Raw genomic sequence first — 16,906 nt, 5'->3', positions numbered from 1 at the left:
GATGTCCCCATCGTCTAGAGGCCTAGGACATCGCCCTTTCACGGCGGTAACCGGGGTTCGAATCCCCGTGGGGACGCCAGAACAAGGCGGGCCGCCATCAGGCGGCGCGCAAATCGGCAGAAAACTGCCGGTAGCAGGTCAGCGCGGAGTGGTAGTTCAGTTGGTTAGAATACCGGCCTGTCACGCCGGGGGTCGCGGGTTCGAGTCCCGTCCACTCCGCCAGTTTCATAGCAGCAGTGTTGGTGTGTCGTTCCGGTACATGTTCATCCGGATCGGCGAACAAGCTGTGCTTGCAGTGCGTTCATTCAAGCGCTATAGTCTCGCGCTCTGTCGTGGGGGTATAGCTCAGCTGGGAGAGCGCTTGCATGGCATGCAAGAGGTCAGCGGTTCGATCCCGCTTACCTCCACCAACCGAAGAAAGCGACGATGTCCCCATCGTCTAGAGGCCTAGGACATCGCCCTTTCACGGCGGTAACCGGGGTTCGAATCCCCGTGGGGACGCCAGAACAAGGCGGGTCGCCATCAGGCGGCGCGCAAATCGGCACAAAACTGCCGGTAGCAGGTCAGCGCGGAGTGGTAGTTCAGTTGGTTAGAATACCGGCCTGTCACGCCGGGGGTCGCGGGTTCGAGTCCCGTCCACTCCGCCAACAGACAAGGGAGCCTTCGGGCTCCCTTTTTTTCGCCCGTCAAGCGCGTGTCATTGGAAGGCGATCATCCAGAGTTGGGTACGGGCCGCCGTGAGTGACGGATGGCTGCGATGGCGGGCATTCGCGGCGCTGGCATCATCAAGGTAAATTGCACTAGAGTTTTCTCGATACGCTTCGGTACGGGATCCTCGATGGCATTGCCGATGTGTTCGTTAAACGACAGGAGCGGGACATACAATGAATATGAAGAAAATCGGGATCGTTGGTGCCGGAACGATGGGAAACGGGATAACCCAGGCGTTCGCGGTGGCAGGGTTCGACGTCGTGATGAGCGACGTCGCGGAAGCGGCGTTGCAGCGCGGCCTGGCGACCCTGAACGGCAGCCTCGATCGGCTCGTCAAGAAAGACAAGATGAGCGAAGCGCAGAAGGCCGAGGCGCTTGCGCGGGTGAGCGGATCGACCGAGCTCGGCGCGATGAGCGACTGCGACCTCATCATCGAGGCGGCAACTGAAAACCTCGCGCTGAAGCTGAAAATCTTCGAACAGCTCGACGCCATTGCAAAACCCGAGGCGATCATCGCGAGCAATACGTCTTCGATCTCGATCACGAAGCTCGCTGCGTCGACGCGCCGCGCCGACCGGATCATCGGCATGCATTTCTTCAATCCCGTCCCGGTGATGGCGCTGGTGGAGCTCATTCGCGGCCTGCAGACGTCCGACGCCACTTACGCGGCTGTCGAGACGCTTGCCGCCGCAGTCGGCAAGACGTCGGTGCAAGTGCGCAACAGCCCGGGTTTCGTCGTCAACCGGCTGCTGTGCCCGATGATCAACGAGGCGATTTTTGCCCTCGGCGAAGGCCTCGCGAGCGCGGCCGAGATCGACGAGGCAATGAAGCTGGGCTGCAACCATCCGATCGGCCCGCTCGCGCTGGGCGACATGATCGGCCTCGACGTGGAACTCGCGGTGATGCAGGTGCTCTTCGAAGGTTTCAAGGACCCGAAGTATCGCCCCGCGCCGCTTCTCGTCGAGATGGTCGAAGCGGGCTACCTCGGCCGCAAGTCGGGCAAAGGCTTCTTCGAGTACAAGTAAGCTGCTTCGGGAAGGTGGCCGGCTGTAGCGGCCGCTATAAAGCCTCCTCGCCCGCAACCCGATAAAAAACGCCACCCGCGGGTGGCGTTATCGCTTGAGCATCCTGTTTCAGCCGCGGCGCATTGCGTCGAAGAACTCGCCGTTGCTCTTGGTGGCCTTGATCTTGTCGAGCAGGAATTCCATCGCGTCGATGTCGTCCATGCCGTACAGCAATTTGCGCAGGATCCACACTTTCTGCAGTACGTCGGGCTTGAGGAGGAGTTCCTCGCGCCGCGTGCCGGACCGATTGACGTTGATCGCCGGGTAAACCCGCTTCTCGGCCATGCGGCGATCGAGGTGCAACTCCATGTTGCCCGTGCCCTTGAACTCTTCGTAGATCACGTCGTCCATGCGGCTGCCGGTGTCGATCAGCGCAGTCGCGATGATCGTCAGCGACCCGCCTTCCTCGATGTTGCGGGCGGCGCCGAAGAAGCGCTTGGGTTTTTGCAGCGCGTTCGCGTCGACGCCGCCGGTGAGCACCTTGCCGGATGCGGGCACGACGGTGTTGTAGGCGCGTGCGAGGCGCGTCAGCGAGTCGAGCAGAATTACGACATCCTTCTTGTGCTCGGTCAGGCGCTTGGCCTTCTCGATCACCATCTCGGCGACCTGCACGTGGCGAGACGCGGGTTCATCGAAGGTGGAAGCGACCACTTCACCTTTGACCGATCGCTGCATCTCGGTCACTTCCTCGGGGCGCTCGTCGATGAGCAGCACGATGACGACGACGTCGGGATGATTGGCGACGATCGAGTGCGCGATGTGCTGCAGCATCACGGTCTTGCCGCTCTTCGGCGGGGAGACGATCAGACCGCGCTGGCCTTTGCCGATCGGCGCGATCATGTCGATCACCCGGCTCGTAATGTTTTCTTCCCCGCGGATGTCCCGTTCGAGCTTGAGGCATTCGTTCGGGTGCAGCGGCGTGAGGTTCTCGAAGAGGATCTTGTGCTTGCAGGCCTCGGGAGCTTCGCCGTTGATCTTGTCCAGCTTGACCAGCGCGAAATATCGCTCTCCGTCTTTGGGCGTGCGGATTTCGCCCTCGATCGTGTCGCCGGTGTGAAGGTTGAAGCGCCGGATCTGCGACGGGGAAACATAGATGTCGTCGGTTCCGGCAAGATAGGAAATGTCCGGGGAACGCAGGAATCCGAATCCGTCGGGCAGGACTTCGAGCGCTCCGTCGCCATAAATCGGTTCGCCCTTTTTCGCCCGGTTCTTGAGCAGGGCGAACACGAGTTCCTGTTTGCGCAGCCGGTTGGCACCATCGATTTCATTCGCGATGGCCATTTCCAGCAGTTCGCTTACGTGGAGGGACTTCAGCTCCGATAATTGCATGGCGAGAGGGCGCAACAAGGCGCTATTGGATGAAGCAGGTGAAGGGATCTGGGAGAGAGGCAATCGCGGCGCCGGGAATTTCGGCACGGGGCGCGAAAGGCGCCGCGGAAACGACCTGGACTGTAGCGCCGGTCAGAGGTTGCTGTCAATGAAGGCGGTGAGCTGGGACTTCGACAACGCGCCGACTTTGGTGGCTTCGACGTTGCCGCCCTTGAACAGCATCAGCGTCGGAATGCCGCGTACGCCGAATTTGGCTGGCGTCTCCTGGTTTTCGTCGATGTTGAGCTTCGCCACTTTCAGCTTGCCGGCGTATTCCTTGGCGACGTCGTCGAGGATCGGCGCGATCATCTTGCACGGACCGCACCATTCGGCCCAGTAGTCGACCAGCACGGGGGTCTGCGACTGAAGCACCTCGGCTTCGAAATTGCCGTCGGTGACGTAATGGATATGCTCGCTCATGTTTCCTCGCATCAGGGGTAACGGTAGTGCTTCGGGTAGGGGGACGGGCCCCGACGGGCCCGGTCGACAAAGGCGGAATCGAACCGCCTCGTGCTGGGAGTTTTCGAAAAGTTATGCGAAGCCGGCCCGCGCGTCAAGAAGTTCTCCGGGCCGCGGGCTATGCCGGAGGACGTGGGGGAGGCGGCAATGGCACCAAGCGGGCTCTCTCGGCTATATTGTGAGCACTGGGAGTGTTGCCCATTTTGACCGAGTATCGAACTGATGGAGTTCAAATAATGACTTATGTTGTAACTGAAGCCTGCATCCGCTGCAAGTACACCGACTGTGTTGACGTCTGTCCGGTGGACTGCTTCAGGGAAGGGGAAAATTTCCTGGTTATCGACCCGACCGAATGCATCGACTGCACGCTGTGTGTCGCCGAGTGCCCGGTGGAAGCGATTTTTGCCGAGGATGACGTCCCCGAGGGGCAGCGGCATTTCATCGCGCTCAATGCGGAACTCGCGCAGCAGTGGAAGCCGATCGTCGAACGCAAGGATCCCTTGCCGGATGCCGACGAGTGGGCGAAGCGAACGGGCAAGCTCGACGAACTGACCAAATAAAGAACTCGAATAACGAAGTGGAGAGCCGCAGTCGAGGTCTGCGAACGCCGCGACGACGAGCGCGGCGATTTGTCCAGGCTCTGTTCGCGCTCACGACATTCCACTAACATCGCCCAAGGTGAATTACATGACAATGGTGGGGGAACACAAATGCTGGTGAGCGAGATTCTTGCGATCAAGGGCAAGGTGCTCTATACGATTGCCCCCAGCAGGAGCATGGCTGAAGCGGTAGCCATCATGACCGAGCAGGACGTCGGCTCGCTCGTGGTTTTTTCGCAGGGCCAGATGACCGGCATGCTGACTTTTCGTGAAGTGCTGCAGGCGGTGCACAAGGGCGGCGGAGCCTGGGCCGAGATGCCCGTCGAAGCGGCGATGCTTCCCGGGCCGATGGTCGCCTCTCCCGACATGGAAATGGATGCGCTGCGTCGCCTGATGGTCGATCATCACCAGCGTTATCTGCCGGTGATGGACGGTAATACGCTGATGGGCGTGGTGTCCTTCCATGACGTGGCGAAGGCAGTGCTTGAAGAGCAGAGTTTTGAGAACCGGATGCTGAAAAACTACATTCGCAACTGGCCGCGCGAGCCAGGCGAAGAGGACGAAAAATAACGCAGCAGCTTGTTGTTGCGGCGGAGGCGCGAGTCCGGGGAGGAGGCGTGACGATCATCGCTGCGGCTCCCAATGATAGCGGGAACCCACCGCCGCCGTCTCAGGCGTCGAGCGGGTTCCGGACGGCCTGACCGGATCACGCTTGCCGGCAGCGGTTTCCGGCTGAAGGAGTCGATGATGGAAAAGATCTGGCTGCAGAGCTATCCCCCGGGCGTTCCCGCAGAAATCGATCCGACCGAGTTCAGCTCCATCGGCGACCTGTTCAGCCGCAGCGTGCGGCAGTTTGGCGACCGGATCGCCTACATCAACATGGGCAAGGGCGTCAGCTATGCCGAGCTCGACCGCTTGTCCGCCGGGTTCGCAGGCTACCTGCAAGGCGCGCTGAAGCTTCCGAAGGGGGCGCGCGTCGCGCTGATGATGCCGAACATGCTGCAGTACCCGATCGCAATGTTCGGAGTGCTCAGGGCCGGCTACGTCGTCGTCAACGTCAACCCGCTTTACACCGCTCGTGAACTGGAGCATCAGCTCCGCGACTCCGGCGCCGACACGATCGTCATCGTCGAGAATTTCGCCAGCACGCTCGAACAGGTGCTGCCGAAGGTCAGGATGACTCATATCGTCGTCACGAGCCTCGGCGAAATGCTCGGCTTTCCGAAAAGCCTGGTCGTCAATCTGGTCGTCCGGCACGTCAAGAAGCTGGTGCCGTCATGGAATCTCCCGGGCCATGTGAGCTTTTCGGCGGCATTATCCAGGGGCGCCGCATTCCCGCTCGAGCCGGTGAGCGTCGGGCATGACGACATCGCCTTTCTCCAATACACCGGCGGCACGACCGGCGTGGCGAAAGGGGCGGTGCTGACCCATGGCAACATCATCGCGAACCTGCAGCAGGCACACGCCTGGATTGGGCCCTTCGTCCATGAAGGCGAGGAAATCATCATCACGGCCCTTCCGCTCTATCATATTTTTTCGCTCACTGCGAACTGCCTGACGTTCTTCAAGCTCGGCGCGACGAACGTGCTGATCACCAATCCTCGCGACATTCCCGGCTTCATCAAGGAACTCGCCAAGTACAAATTCACCGCGATCACCGGGGTCAATACGCTGTTCAATGCGTTGCTGAACAATCCGGATTTTGCGAAGCTCGATTTCTCCCGGCTCCACATCGCGCTCGGCGGGGGAATGGCAGTGCAGCAGCAGGTGGCGGACCGCTGGCGGAGGGTCACCGGAAAGCCGCTCATCGAGGCCTACGGGCTGACCGAAACTTCGCCGGCGGTGACGATAAACCCGCTCGACCTGCCCGCGTTCAATCATTCGATCGGCCTGCCCGTATCGTCGACGGAAGTGAGCATTCGCGGCGATGACGGCAGCGAAATGCCGCTAGGGCAGCCCGGCGAGCTGTGCGTGCGCGGGCCGCAGGTGATGCGCGAGTACTGGAATCGGCCGGAGGACACGGCTAACGTCTTTACGCCCGATGGTTTTCTGCGCACCGGTGACATCGCGACGATCGACGAAAAAGGCTTTGTGCGCATCGTCGACCGCAAGAAGGACATGATCCTGGTATCGGGTTTCAACGTCTTTCCGAATGAGATCGAGGATGTCGTCGCAAGCCATCCGGGCGTGCTGGAAGTCGCCGCGGTCGGCGTGCCCGACGAGCGCACCGGCGAAGCAGTCAAAGTGTTTGTCGTGCGCAAGGATCCCTCGCTGACCCGCGAGACGATCATTGCGCACTGTCGCGAAAGCCTGACCGCCTACAAGGTTCCTCGCCTCGTCGAGTTTCGCGACGAATTGCCGAAGACGAATGTCGGGAAGATCCTGCGGCGGCTGTTGCGCGACGGGAAAGCCTGAACGGACGGGCTGCTGTGGCAGTGCTTGTTTTTCCGTGCGATCCGTGGTTAGAATCCGGAGCACTGACCCCGATATTTGTAATGCCATGACGCATCTGGTTCTCTCCCTCGCCGTAGTACTGCCGGTACGCGTAGTAGCAAGCGTAGGCAGGCGCGCGTCTTAAGGGCAAGGGACAACCAGGTAGCACTGATTCCAACCCCCGCCGGCGCGCAAGCCCGGCGGGGGTTTGTTTTTTGCGCCGCCGGTTCCTGCCGCCGAACACGAACCGAAGGAGATCATCATGATCCAGATGACCGGCGCCGAACTGATCCTGCGCTTGCTTGAACGGCAGGGCATACGCACCGTTGCCGGCATTCCGGGCGGAGCGATCCTGCCGCTCTACGACGCGCTGTCGGGGAGCAAGCTGATTCGCCACGTGCTCGCCCGTCATGAACAGGGGGCCGGGTTCATCGCCCAGGGGATGGCCAGGGTGTCGGGCCGTCCGGAAGTGTGCTTCGCATCGAGCGGCCCCGGTGCGACGAACCTCGTCACGGCGATTGCCGACGCGCATCTGGATTCGATTCCGATGGTGGCGATCACCGGGCAGGTGCCGCTCTCGATGATTGGTACCGACGCGTTCCAGGAAGCCGACGTCTACGGCATGACGGTGCCGATCACGAAGCACAATTTCCTCGTGCGTTCGGCTGCCGAATTGTTGCAGGTCATTCCCGACGCGTTTCGCCTCGCGATGTCCGGGCGGCCGGGACCGGTGCTCGTCGACATCCCGAAGGATGTGCAGACCCAGCTCGTGAGTTTCGACGCGTTTCCGCTGCCCGCCATTCCCGATGCCGCGCCCGCGAGCGATCCGGAGGCGATCGAAGAGGCGGCCCGACTCATCAATGCTGCGGAACGACCGGTGCTGTATGTCGGCGGCGGCGCGGTTCATTCCGGCGCGGCGCAGCAAATCGTCATGCTCGCCGAGCGCGCCGGTTTGCCGACGACGACGACACTGATGGCGTTGGGCGTCATGCCGAGCGACCACCCGCTTTCGCTCGGCATGCTGGGGATGCATGGGGCACGCTACACGAATTTCATCCTCGAGGAATCGGACCTGCTGGTCTGCGTCGGCGCGCGCTTCGACGACCGGGCGATCGGCAAGGCGGCGCAATTCTGCCCGCGCGCGAAGATCGTGCATATCGACATCGATCCGTCCGAGCTGCACAAGATCAAGAACGCGCATGTCGCGATCAATGGGGATGTCGGCGTGGTTCTCGAGGCGCTGTTGCCGCGGGTGAACGTCAGGCTGCGCAAGCGCTGGCTGTCACACGTCGCCAGCCTCAAAAGCCGCTTTCCGCTGCACCTGCCGGGACTCGAGGACCCGCGCAGCCATTATGGTCTCGTCCAGGCGGTCGCCTCCGTGGTGGGCGATGAGGCGGTGGTGACGACCGACGTCGGACAGCACCAGATGTGGGTCGCGCAGGCTTATCCGTTGCGCCGGCCCCGTCAGTGGCTGACCTCGGGCGGATTCGGGACGATGGGATTCGGCTTGCCGGTGGCGGTCGGGGCGGCGCTCGCGGCGCCCGCGCGGACGGTCGTGTGCTTCACCGGCGATGGCAGCTTCAAGATGAACATCCAGGAGCTCGCGACGCTCGCCGAAGAAGGGCTCAACGTCAAGATCGTGCTGATGAACAACAACGCGCTGGGGCTGGTGTATCAGCAGCAGAGCCTGTTCTACGGCAAGCGGGTGTTCGCGTCGAAGTACCGGGGCGCCCCGGATTTTCTGAAAATCGCCGAGGGCTTCGGCATCGACGGCGTCGACCTCGATACGGCCCCGAACCCGCGCGCGGCGCTGGTCCAGGCACTGAACGCCCCCGGGCCGTGCCTGATCCATGCATCGATCGACCGCGAGGAATTCGTCTATCCGATGGTGCCTCCGGGCGCTGCGAACACCGAAATGATCGGAGGCTGACATGATCGAACAAGTTGCCGAACCCTTGCAGCAATCCGGCTTCGCCAAAGTCGTGCTGGAGCTCGAAGTCAACAATCACCCCGGCGTGATGAGCCACATCTGCAATCTGTTCGCGCGGCGCGCGTTCAACGTCGAAGGCATCTTGTGCATGCCGATGTCCGACCCGCGCCGCAGCCGCATCTGGCTGCTGGTGTTCGAGGACCAGCGGCTCGAGCAGATGGTGCTGCAGCTGGAGAAGCTCGTCGATGTACTGTCGGTGCGCCGCCACGCAGCGGAGCACGAAGTGTTCGAGCGGCTGGAGAAATTTTTCCACTGAGTGTCGAGCGATGTTGCGAACGGGGCGGCGCAGCGAGGACAGCGGCCCGAGACCCGCAGGGCGTCTTGAAGCGCTGTGCTAAACTCGGGGCGTCTCCACCCCTCGGCTGAAATCGGGATTCGATGTCCGGCAATAGCGTAGGCAAACTCTTTTGCGTCACTTCCTTCGGTGAATCCCACGGTCCGGCGATCGGCTGTGTCGTGGATGGCTGTCCGCCGGGGATGCCGATTTCGACGCAGGAGATCCAGGTCGAGCTCGATCGGCGCAAACCCGGCACGTCGCGACATGTCACGCAGCGGCGCGAACCGGACGAAGTGGAGATCCTTTCGGGCGTGTTCGAGGGGGTTACGACCGGCACTCCGATTGCGCTGCTGATCCGCAACCAGGACCAGCGCTCACGCGATTACGGCAACATCGCCGAGACGTTTCGCCCCGGCCATGCCGATTATGCGTACTGGCAGAAATACGGGATTCGCGATCACCGCGGCGGCGGCCGTTCATCGGCGCGCGAGACGGCAGTGCGGGTCGCGGCGGGCGCGATCGCACGCAAATGGCTGAGCCAGCAGTACGGAATCGTCATCCGCGGCTTCATGTCGCAGCTCGGACCGATCGAGATCCCGTTCGTCGACTGGGATGAAGTCGGGCGCAACCCGTTCTTCGCCCCCAACGCGTCGATCGTGCCGGCGCTCGAAGACTACATGGACGAACTGCGCAAGTCCGGCGACTCGGTCGGCGCGCGCATCGATGTCGTCGCCAGCGGCGTGCCGGTGGGCTGGGGGGAGCCGGTGTACGACCGGCTCGATGCGGACATCGCCTACGCGATGATGGGCATCAACGCGGTGAAAGGCGTCGAGATCGGCGCCGGTTTTTCCAGTGTTGCGCAGCGTGGCACCGAACATTCCGACGAAATGGCTCCCGAAGGCTTCCTCTCGAACAATGCCGGCGGAGTCCTCGGCGGCATTTCGACGGGCCAGGACATTCTCGTGAGCATGGCGGTGAAGCCGACTTCGAGCATTCGGCTCGATCGCCGCTCGATAGACAAGCAGGGCGACGCCGTCGTCATCAACACCCATGGTCGCCACGACCCGTGTGTCGGTATCCGCGCGACGCCGATCGCCGAAGCGATGCTGGCGATCGTGCTGATGGACCACGCGCTGCGTCATCGCGCCCAGTGCGGCGACGTTTCCTGCGCGACGCCGAAGCTCGCCCGGCTCGCGCCGTCCGGCGTACAGCGCGTTCCCGCGCCCCCGCGCTGACGGCTTTGCCGTTCGTTCGGGCGCCGGCTGTGCGTCAGGCATCGTCTGTCGCCGGTCGCCGGCGCCGCGGCTAAGGCGCTCCGTGCTGCCGTACTGGCGCCTGTCCGCCTACTATTTTTTCTATTTCGCGTTCGTCGGCGCGTTCTCGCCGTACTTCACGCTCTACCTCCAGTCGATCTCGCTGTCTGCGGCCGATATCGCGATCCTGATGTCGCTGATGCAGGTGATGCGCGTGATCGCGCCGAACGTCTGGGGCTGGCTCGCCGAGCATGCCGGACGGCGCCTGTTCATCATCAGGCTGTCGGCAATCGCCAGCCTGGCCGGATTCTGCATGTTCTTCGTGACGACGCGCTTCGACGGGCTGCTGATCGCGATGGCGCTGATGGCCTTTTTCTGGAGCGCGGCGTTGCCGTTGGTCGAGAGCCTGACGTTCGCGCATCTCGGGGCTCAGGCAAGCCGTTACGGCAGCGTCAGGGTGTGGGGATCGATCGGGTTCATCGTCGCGGTGCTCGGTATCGGCTACCTGCTCGATTTCCTGCCGCTCGATTCGCTGCTGTGGATGACGGCGCTGGTGTTGGGAGGCATCGCGCTGTGCGCGCTCACGCTGCCCGAAGCCCGCGTGGCGGTGCCGCACTGCGAGACCGCACGCTTGCGCGACATGCTGCGCCGGGCCGAAGTGCAGGCCCTTTTCGGCGCCTGCTTCTTCATGTCGGCCGCGCATGGCGCGCTGTATGTGTTCTATTCGATCTATCTTGTCGATCACGGCTACAGCAAGGCTCTCGTCGGCTGGATGTGGACGCTCGGGGTGCTCGCCGAGATCGGGGTGTTCATGCTGATGCCCGCATCGCACGGGCGTTTTCGATGCGCACCATCCTGGTTTTCGCTTTCGCCTGCGCAGTGCTGCGCTTCGCGCTGATCGGTTGGGGAGTCGACGCGCTGCCCGCCCTCGTGTTCGCGCAGCTGCTCCACGGCGCGACCTTCGGCGCCTATCATGCCGCAGCCATCGCGACGGTGAACCTCTGGTTCCCCGGCAAGCTCCAATCGAAGGGCCAGGCGTTGTACGGGAGCATTTCCTTCGGTGCCGGCGGCATGCTCGGCGGGTTGCTGAGCGGGTTTACATGGGAAACGATCGGGCCGGCCTGGACCTATACTTTCGGCTCCGGCTTTGCGCTGGGCGGTCTGCTGTGGTTGCTGCGGGGGTGGCGCCCGGGCGTGGAAACGATCAAAGGAGAGGCAGCGTGAAAAACGGATTGAGGCATTGCATCGCGGCGCTGATCGCCGGCGTTATCGCAGTGGGATGTCAGACGGTGCAAACCACGCGCGGCGGGACGGTCGGCGTGGAGCGCGGTCAGATGATGATGGTGTCGGCCGAGGAGGTCGAGCAGGCGTCGAGCAAGCAATACGACCAGGTGCTGGCCGAGGCGCGCAAGAAGAACGCGCTCAATCGCGATCCGCGGCAGGTGGCCAGAGTCCGTGCGATCGCCAGTCGGCTGATTTCGCAGGCGGCGGCGTTTCGTCCGGATACCGGCGACTGGCAGTGGGAGGTCAATGTGCTCAGCTCCGACCAGCTCAATGCATGGTGCATGGCCGGAGGCAAGATGGCGATCTACTCCGGGCTGATCGAGCAGCTTCAGCTGAGCGACGATGAAATCGCGGCGGTGATGGGGCACGAGATCGCGCACGCGCTGCGCGAGCATTCGCGCGAGCAGGTTTCGAAAGCGATGGCGACCGGTCTGGGCATTTCCGTCGCGGGAGCGTTGCTGGGCGTCGGCGAAGTCGGACAGGACCTGATGGGCATGGTGGCGAAGGTGACGTTCGAACTACCCAATTCGCGCCTGCACGAAGTCGAGGCGGATCGCATCGGCGTCGAACTCGCTGCCCGGGCCGGCTACGATCCGCGCGCGGCAGTGGGGCTGTGGGACAAGATGGCGTCGCGCGCGAGCGGCTCGCCTCCGCAATGGCTGTCCACTCACCCCGCCCACGCCAACCGCCAGAAGGATCTGGCCGAGTACGCAGCGCGCGTGATGCCGCTGTACGAAGCGGCGAAACGATGAGGAAGGCCTTGCGGGCCGCGGCTATTCACGCTGTCGCCCGTGTGAAATAATCAATCCCTTTTCTCTCCACGGAATGCATGGGATGGAAGCCCAAACGCTGTACGAAAAGCTCTGGTCCAGTCACGTCGTTCATCAGGAGGCGGACGGCACGGCGCTGATCTATATCGATCGCCACCTGATCCACGAGGTGACCAGCCCGCAGGCCTTCGAAGGCCTGAAGCTTGCCGGGCGCAAGCCGTGGCGCGTCAGCTCGATCGTCGCGACGGCCGACCACAACACGCCGACCGACCACTGGGAACGCGGCATTCTCGACCCCGTCTCGCGCCAACAGGTCGAAACGCTGGACGCGAACATCCGCGAGGTCGGGGCGCTGGCCTACTTTCCTTTCCGGGACGCGCGCCAGGGCATCGTCCATGTGATCGGGCCCGAGAACGGGGCAACGCTCCCCGGCATGACCGTCGTGTGCGGCGACTCCCACACGTCGACGCACGGTGCTTTCGCCTGTCTCGCCCACGGCATCGGAACTTCGGAAGTCGAGCACGTGCTCGCGACGCAGTGCCTGTTGCAGAAGCGTTCGAAGACGATGCTGGTCCGGGTGGACGGCGAACTGGGCCGCGGCGTGTCCGCGAAAGACATCGCGCTCGCGATCATCGGCCGCATCGGCACCGCGGGCGGAACCGGCTACGCGATCGAGTTCGGTGGCAGCGCGATCCGCGCGCTGTCGATGGAAGGGCGGATGACAATCTGCAACATGGCGATCGAAGCGGGCGCGCGCGCCGGTCTGGTCGCGGTCGACCAGACGACGATCGACTACCTGCGCGACAAGCCGCTCGCGCCGAAAGGCGAGGCGTGGGATCAGGCGGTCGCTTACTGGCGCACGCTGAAAACGGAGGAGGGCGCGAAATTCGACAAGACCGTCGAACTCGACGCTGCGCAGATCCAGCCGCAAGTCACGTGGGGGACTTCGCCGGAGATGGTCGAGACGGTTTCGGGGCGCGTCCCCGATCCGGCCAGCGTCGGCGATCCGGTCAGGCGCGAGGGAATCGAGCGCGCGCTCAAATACATGGGCCTCGCGCCGAACACGCCGATCAGCGAGATTCCGGTCGATCAGGTGTTCATCGGTTCCTGCACCAATTCCCGCATCGAGGACCTGCGTGAAGCGGCGTCGATCGCCAAGGGGCGCAGCAAGGCGCCGAGCGTCAAGCGCGTGCTGGTGGTGCCCGGTTCGGGGCTGGTCAAGCGTCAGGCCGAAGCCGAAGGGCTGCACGAAGTGTTCCTCGCCGCCGGATTCGAGTGGCGCGAGCCGGGGTGTTCGATGTGCCTCGCGATGAATGCCGACCGGCTCGAGCCCGGCGACCACTGCGCGTCGACGTCGAACCGCAACTTCGAGGGCCGGCAAGGCGCCGGCGGCCGCACGCATCTCGTCAGCCCGGCGATGGCTGCCGCGGCAGCGGTCACCGGGCATTTCATCGACGTGCGCGAGCTCGCGTGATCGCGGCGCAACGTATGAATATTTCGAAAGGATGGCGAGACCATCCAGAGGTGCAGAGGTAGTGAGATCATGAAGCCGTTTACCGAACTCAACGGGCGCGTTGCCCCGATCGATCGCGCGAACGTCGACACCGACGCGATCATCCCGAAGCAGTTCCTGAAGTCGATCAAGCGCAGCGGCTTCGGTCCGAACCTGTTCGACGAATGGCGCTATACGGATCACGGAGAGCCCGGCCAGGATTGTGCGAACCGGCCGAAAAATCCGGACTTCGTGTTGAACCAGCCGCGCTACGAAGGAGCGCAGATACTGCTGACGCGCGACAACTTCGGCTGCGGCAGTTCGCGCGAGCACGCCCCGTGGGCGCTCGAAGACTACGGCTTCCGGGTGTTGATCGGCCCGAGCTTCGCCGACATCTTCTTCAATAACTGCTTCAAGAACGGTCTGCTGCCGATCGTGCTGCCCGCGCCGGAAGTCGATGAGCTGTTCCGCCAGTGCGAGGCCACCGAGGGCTACCGGCTCAAGGTCGATCTCGCCGCGCAGACGATCACCCGTCCCGACGGCACGACGATCGCGTTCGAAGTCGATCCGTTCCGCAAGGAATGCCTGCTCAACGGCTGGGACGACATCGGCCTGACGCTGCGGCATGCGGACAAGATCCGCGCTTTCGAAGAGAAGCGGCGCGCCGCTCACCCCTATTATTTTGTCGCCTGAGCCGGACCGGCCAGGCATAGCAGGAGACGTTTGCCGATGAAGATTTGCATTCTGCCGGGCGACGGCATCGGGCCGGAGATCACCGCCGAGGCGGTGCGCGTGCTCGAAGCGCTGGACCTGAAGTTCGAGATGGAAGAGGCCCTGCTGGGCGGTGCGGCAGTCGATGCGACCGGCGAACCGTACCCGGAAGCGACGCGCAAGCTCGCGCGCGACGCCGACGCGGTGCTGCTCGGCGCGGTCGGCGGACCGAAGTGGGACACGTTGCCGCGCGAACAGCGCCCGGAACGCGGTCTGCTCGGCATCCGCAAGGATCTCGGCCTGTTCGCGAACCTGCGCCCGGCGATCCTGTACCCCGAACTCGCGAATGCATCGTCGCTGAAGCCCGAGGTGGTGGCCGGGCTCGACATCCTGATCGTGCGCGAACTCACCGGTGACATCTATTTCGGCCAGCCGCGCGGCATCGAAGTGCGTGACAGCGAGCGTTTCGGCTTCAATACGATGCACTACACCGAGTCCGAGATCCGCCGCATCGGCCGGGTCGCGTTCGAGGCGGCACGCAAGCGCAACAAGCGGCTGTGTTCGGTGGACAAGATGAACGTGCTCGAGACGACGCAGCTGTGGCGCGACGTGATGATCGAACTGGCTCCCGAGTACCCCGACGTCGAGCTCAGCCACATGCTCGTCGACAACGCTGCGATGCAGCTCGTGCGCGCGCCGAAGCAGTTCGACGTGATGGTCACCGGCAACATGTTCGGCGACATCCTGTCCGACGAAGCATCGATGCTGACCGGCTCGATCGGCATGCTGCCGTCGGCCTCGCTGGACGCGAACAACAAGGGGTTGTACGAGCCGTCGCACGGCTCCGCGCCCGACATCGCCGGCCAGGGCATCGCCAATCCGCTCGCGACGATCCTTTCCGCGGCGATGATGCTGCGCTACACCTTCGGCCAGGAAGGCGCGGCGGTTCGCATCGAGAATGCGGTGAAGAAGGTGCTGGCGCAGGGCCTGCGCACCGGCGACATTTTCGAGCCGGGCACGACGAAAGTGGGTACGAAGCAAATGGGCGACGCCGTGTTGGCGGCGCTCTGAGATTTCTGGCAATTCGAGGTGAAGGCAATGAACAAGGTAGGTCTGGTCGGTTGGCGTGGCATGGTCGGTTCCGTGCTGATGCAGCGGATGGTCGAGGAGGGGGATTTCGCCCATATCGAGCCGGTGTATTTCTCGACGTCCGCGGCCGGCGGCAAAGCGCCGGCTTTCGGCGGCCGGGAAGCGCCGCTGGCGCTGCAGGACGCGATGAACGTCGACATGCTGCGGCAGATGGACATCGTCATCACCTGCCAGGGCGGCGACTACACGAAAGCCGTGTATCCGAAGCTGCGGGCGGCAGGCTGGAACGGCCACTGGATCGACGCGGCGAGTGCGCTGCGGATGGAAGACAACGCAGTGATCGTCCTCGATCCGGTCAACCTCGACGTCATCAAGGATGCGCTCGCAAAGGGCGGCCGCGACTGGATCGGCGGCAACTGCACCGTGTCGCTGATGCTGATGGGTCTTGGGGGATTGTTCCGTCATGGCCTCGTCGAGTGGGTGTCGGCGATGACCTATCAGGCCGCGTCCGGCGCGGGTGCGCAGAACATGCGTGAACTCCTCAGCCAGATGGGCGTGCTGCACGATGCGGTGCGGGCCGAACTGGCCGACCCTGCCTCGGCAATCCTCGACATCGACCGCAAAGTCGCCGAAACGATGCGCTCGGCCGACTTTCCGGTGAAGAACTTCCGCGGCGTGCCGCTGGCGGGCAGCCTGATCCCGTGGATCGACGTGCCGGTCGAAAATGGCCAGTCGAAGGAGGAATGGAAGGGCGGCGCCGAATGCAACAAGATCCTCGGCAACCCGCCGTTCCGTAGCGCCGGCAGCGTGCCGATCGACGGGCTGTGCGTGCGCATCGGTGCGATGCGCTGTCATTCGCAAGGATTGACGATCAAGTTGCGCAAGGATGTGCCGCTGGATGAGCTCGGCGAGATCATCGGCACGGCCAACGACTGGGTCAAAGTCGTTCCCAACGAGCGCGAGATCAGCGAACGGGAACTGACGCCGACCGCCGTGACGGGGACCTTGAGCGTGCCGGTCGGGCGGTTGCACAAGATGGCGATGGGGCCCGAATACCTGGGTGCCTTCACCGTCGGTGACCAGCTCCTCTGGGGCGCGGCCGAACCCCTGCGGCGCATGCTGCGAATCCTGCTGTCGCAGTGAAGTCGCCGGCCGGAATCGCGCCTGACGCGGTTCCGGCCAGTTCTCTCCTGCATGTCACGAACGCCGTTCGAGGGAGGCGTTCGTCCGTGAAGCGGCTTCCGCAATCAGAGAATTGCTGCCAGCATTGAAACAAAATGTTAGATTGCGCGGAGCGCGGCGAATGTTCGCTCGCGTCCACGACGCCATCTTCCACGCAGCTTGGTGCCCTTGCAGGGTGCGGATGATATACAGTTATGAAGACCTCGCTCAAGGCTACCCTGGTC

The 16,906-nt window shown here is 63.3% G+C and carries 14 protein-coding genes, 5 tRNA genes and 1 pseudogene; 18 read left to right on the top strand and 2 right to left on the bottom strand.

Annotated features, from left to right (window positions below; all coding sequences use genetic code 11):
• Nucleotides 1-3: 3 nt before the first annotated feature.
• The 6 genes from PA01_17245 to PA01_17220 all read left to right on the top strand — a co-directional run bounded on the left by PA01_17245 (nt 4) and on the right by PA01_17220 (nt 1,736).
• A tRNA-Glu gene (locus tag PA01_17245) sits at nt 4-79 on the top strand.
• 66 nt (nt 80-145) lie between these two features.
• Nucleotides 146-222: transfer RNA gene (locus PA01_17240), tRNA-Asp, on the top strand.
• Between the two features lie 112 nt (nt 223-334).
• A tRNA-Ala gene (locus PA01_17235) sits at nt 335-410 on the top strand.
• A gap of 18 nt (nt 411-428) precedes the next feature.
• Nucleotides 429-504 (top strand) — tRNA-Glu (locus PA01_17230).
• A gap of 66 nt (nt 505-570) precedes the next feature.
• Nucleotides 571-647, top strand: a tRNA-Asp gene (locus tag PA01_17225).
• Between the two features lie 237 nt (nt 648-884).
• Nucleotides 885-1,736, top strand: a complete 852-nt coding sequence (locus PA01_17220; GenBank protein KON80151.1) for a 3-hydroxybutyryl-CoA dehydrogenase — start codon at nt 885-887, stop codon at nt 1,734-1,736.
• A gap of 108 nt (nt 1,737-1,844) precedes the next feature.
• Here PA01_17220 and rho read toward each other — a convergent pair whose 3' ends face one another.
• Together rho and trxA are read right to left on the bottom strand one after the other, a co-directional pair.
• Entirely contained in the window at nt 1,845-3,104 is a 1,260-nt protein-coding gene (gene rho, locus PA01_17215) for a transcription termination factor Rho (protein ID KON80150.1), read from the bottom strand.
• A gap of 132 nt (nt 3,105-3,236) precedes the next feature.
• Complete coding sequence (trxA, locus tag PA01_17210; protein KON80149.1) at nt 3,237-3,563, bottom strand: thioredoxin TrxA; 327 nt, start codon at nt 3,561-3,563, stop codon at nt 3,237-3,239.
• A 275-nt stretch (nt 3,564-3,838) separates the two neighbouring features.
• Between trxA and PA01_17205 the strand changes: the two genes are divergently transcribed.
• The 12 genes and pseudogenes from PA01_17205 (at nt 3,839) to asd (ending at nt 16,643) form a co-directional block, all read left to right on the top strand.
• The gene (locus tag PA01_17205) at nt 3,839-4,162 is read left to right on the top strand and encodes a ferredoxin family protein (GenBank protein KON80148.1); all 324 of its coding nucleotides are present in this window, start codon (nt 3,839-3,841) and stop codon (nt 4,160-4,162) included.
• 150 nt (nt 4,163-4,312) lie between these two features.
• Entirely contained in the window at nt 4,313-4,771 is a 459-nt protein-coding gene (locus tag PA01_17200; protein KON80147.1) for a CBS domain-containing protein, read from the top strand.
• Nucleotides 4,772-4,945: 174 nt separating this feature from the next.
• Complete coding sequence (locus PA01_17195) at nt 4,946-6,616, top strand: long-chain-fatty-acid--CoA ligase (GenBank protein KON80146.2); 1,671 nt, start codon at nt 4,946-4,948, stop codon at nt 6,614-6,616.
• Between the two features lie 280 nt (nt 6,617-6,896).
• Complete coding sequence (gene ilvB / locus PA01_17190) at nt 6,897-8,564, top strand: acetolactate synthase large subunit (protein ID KON80418.1); 1,668 nt, start codon at nt 6,897-6,899, stop codon at nt 8,562-8,564.
• A gap of 1 nt (nt 8,565) precedes the next feature.
• Complete coding sequence (ilvN, locus tag PA01_17185) at nt 8,566-8,880, top strand: acetolactate synthase small subunit (GenBank protein ID KON80145.1); 315 nt, start codon at nt 8,566-8,568, stop codon at nt 8,878-8,880.
• 122 nt (nt 8,881-9,002) lie between these two features.
• On the top strand, nt 9,003-10,136 hold the full coding sequence (aroC, locus tag PA01_17180) for a chorismate synthase (protein KON80144.1): 1,134 nt from the start codon (nt 9,003-9,005) through the stop codon (nt 10,134-10,136).
• Between the two features lie 82 nt (nt 10,137-10,218).
• A pseudogene (locus PA01_17175) lies at nt 10,219-11,378 on the top strand (MFS transporter).
• On the top strand, nt 11,375-12,190 hold the full coding sequence (locus PA01_17170; GenBank protein KON80143.1) for a M48 family metallopeptidase: 816 nt from the start codon (nt 11,375-11,377) through the stop codon (nt 12,188-12,190). Before PA01_17175 ends, PA01_17170 begins: the two are co-directional and overlap by 4 nt.
• A gap of 82 nt (nt 12,191-12,272) precedes the next feature.
• Nucleotides 12,273-13,682 carry a 3-isopropylmalate dehydratase large subunit gene (leuC, locus tag PA01_17165; GenBank protein ID KON80142.1) on the top strand — a complete coding sequence of 470 codons (1,410 nt, stop codon included), beginning with the start codon at nt 12,273-12,275 and terminating at the stop codon, nt 13,680-13,682.
• Nucleotides 13,683-13,751: 69 nt separating this feature from the next.
• Nucleotides 13,752-14,393 (top strand): 3-isopropylmalate dehydratase small subunit, encoded by a 642-nt coding sequence (gene leuD, locus PA01_17160; GenBank protein KON80141.1) that lies wholly within the window; start codon nt 13,752-13,754, stop codon nt 14,391-14,393.
• Between the two features lie 36 nt (nt 14,394-14,429).
• Nucleotides 14,430-15,482, top strand: a complete 1,053-nt coding sequence (gene leuB, locus PA01_17155) for a 3-isopropylmalate dehydrogenase (GenBank protein KON80140.1) — start codon at nt 14,430-14,432, stop codon at nt 15,480-15,482.
• 27 nt (nt 15,483-15,509) lie between these two features.
• Nucleotides 15,510-16,643, top strand: a complete 1,134-nt coding sequence (gene asd, locus PA01_17150) for an aspartate-semialdehyde dehydrogenase (protein ID KON80139.1) — start codon at nt 15,510-15,512, stop codon at nt 16,641-16,643.
• Nucleotides 16,644-16,906 lie beyond the last annotated feature (263 nt).

It is taken from the genome of Azoarcus sp. PA01 (assembly GCA_001274695.2).
In the GTDB taxonomy this organism is placed as follows: Bacteria; Pseudomonadota; Gammaproteobacteria; order Burkholderiales; family Rhodocyclaceae; genus Aromatoleum.
Note: the sequence above shows the minus strand (reverse complement) of the source record. Positions and strands in the feature narration are given on the sequence as shown.

Coding starts and splice junctions, on each gene's coding strand:
- PA01_17220 (KON80151.1), top strand. CDS start 885: ATGAATATGAAGAAAATCGGGATCGTTGGTGCCGGAACGATGGGAAAC.
- rho (KON80150.1), bottom strand. CDS start 3,104: ATGCAATTATCGGAGCTGAAGTCCCTCCACGTAAGCGAACTGCTGGAA.
- trxA (KON80149.1), bottom strand. CDS start 3,563: ATGAGCGAGCATATCCATTACGTCACCGACGGCAATTTCGAAGCCGAG.
- PA01_17205 (KON80148.1), top strand. CDS start 3,839: ATGACTTATGTTGTAACTGAAGCCTGCATCCGCTGCAAGTACACCGAC.
- PA01_17200 (KON80147.1), top strand. CDS start 4,313: ATGCTGGTGAGCGAGATTCTTGCGATCAAGGGCAAGGTGCTCTATACG.
- PA01_17195 (KON80146.2), top strand. CDS start 4,946: ATGATGGAAAAGATCTGGCTGCAGAGCTATCCCCCGGGCGTTCCCGCA.
- ilvB (KON80418.1), top strand. CDS start 6,897: ATGATCCAGATGACCGGCGCCGAACTGATCCTGCGCTTGCTTGAACGG.
- ilvN (KON80145.1), top strand. CDS start 8,566: ATGATCGAACAAGTTGCCGAACCCTTGCAGCAATCCGGCTTCGCCAAA.
- aroC (KON80144.1), top strand. CDS start 9,003: ATGTCCGGCAATAGCGTAGGCAAACTCTTTTGCGTCACTTCCTTCGGT.
- leuC (KON80142.1), top strand. CDS start 12,273: ATGGAAGCCCAAACGCTGTACGAAAAGCTCTGGTCCAGTCACGTCGTT.
- leuD (KON80141.1), top strand. CDS start 13,752: ATGAAGCCGTTTACCGAACTCAACGGGCGCGTTGCCCCGATCGATCGC.
- leuB (KON80140.1), top strand. CDS start 14,430: ATGAAGATTTGCATTCTGCCGGGCGACGGCATCGGGCCGGAGATCACC.
- asd (KON80139.1), top strand. CDS start 15,510: ATGAACAAGGTAGGTCTGGTCGGTTGGCGTGGCATGGTCGGTTCCGTG.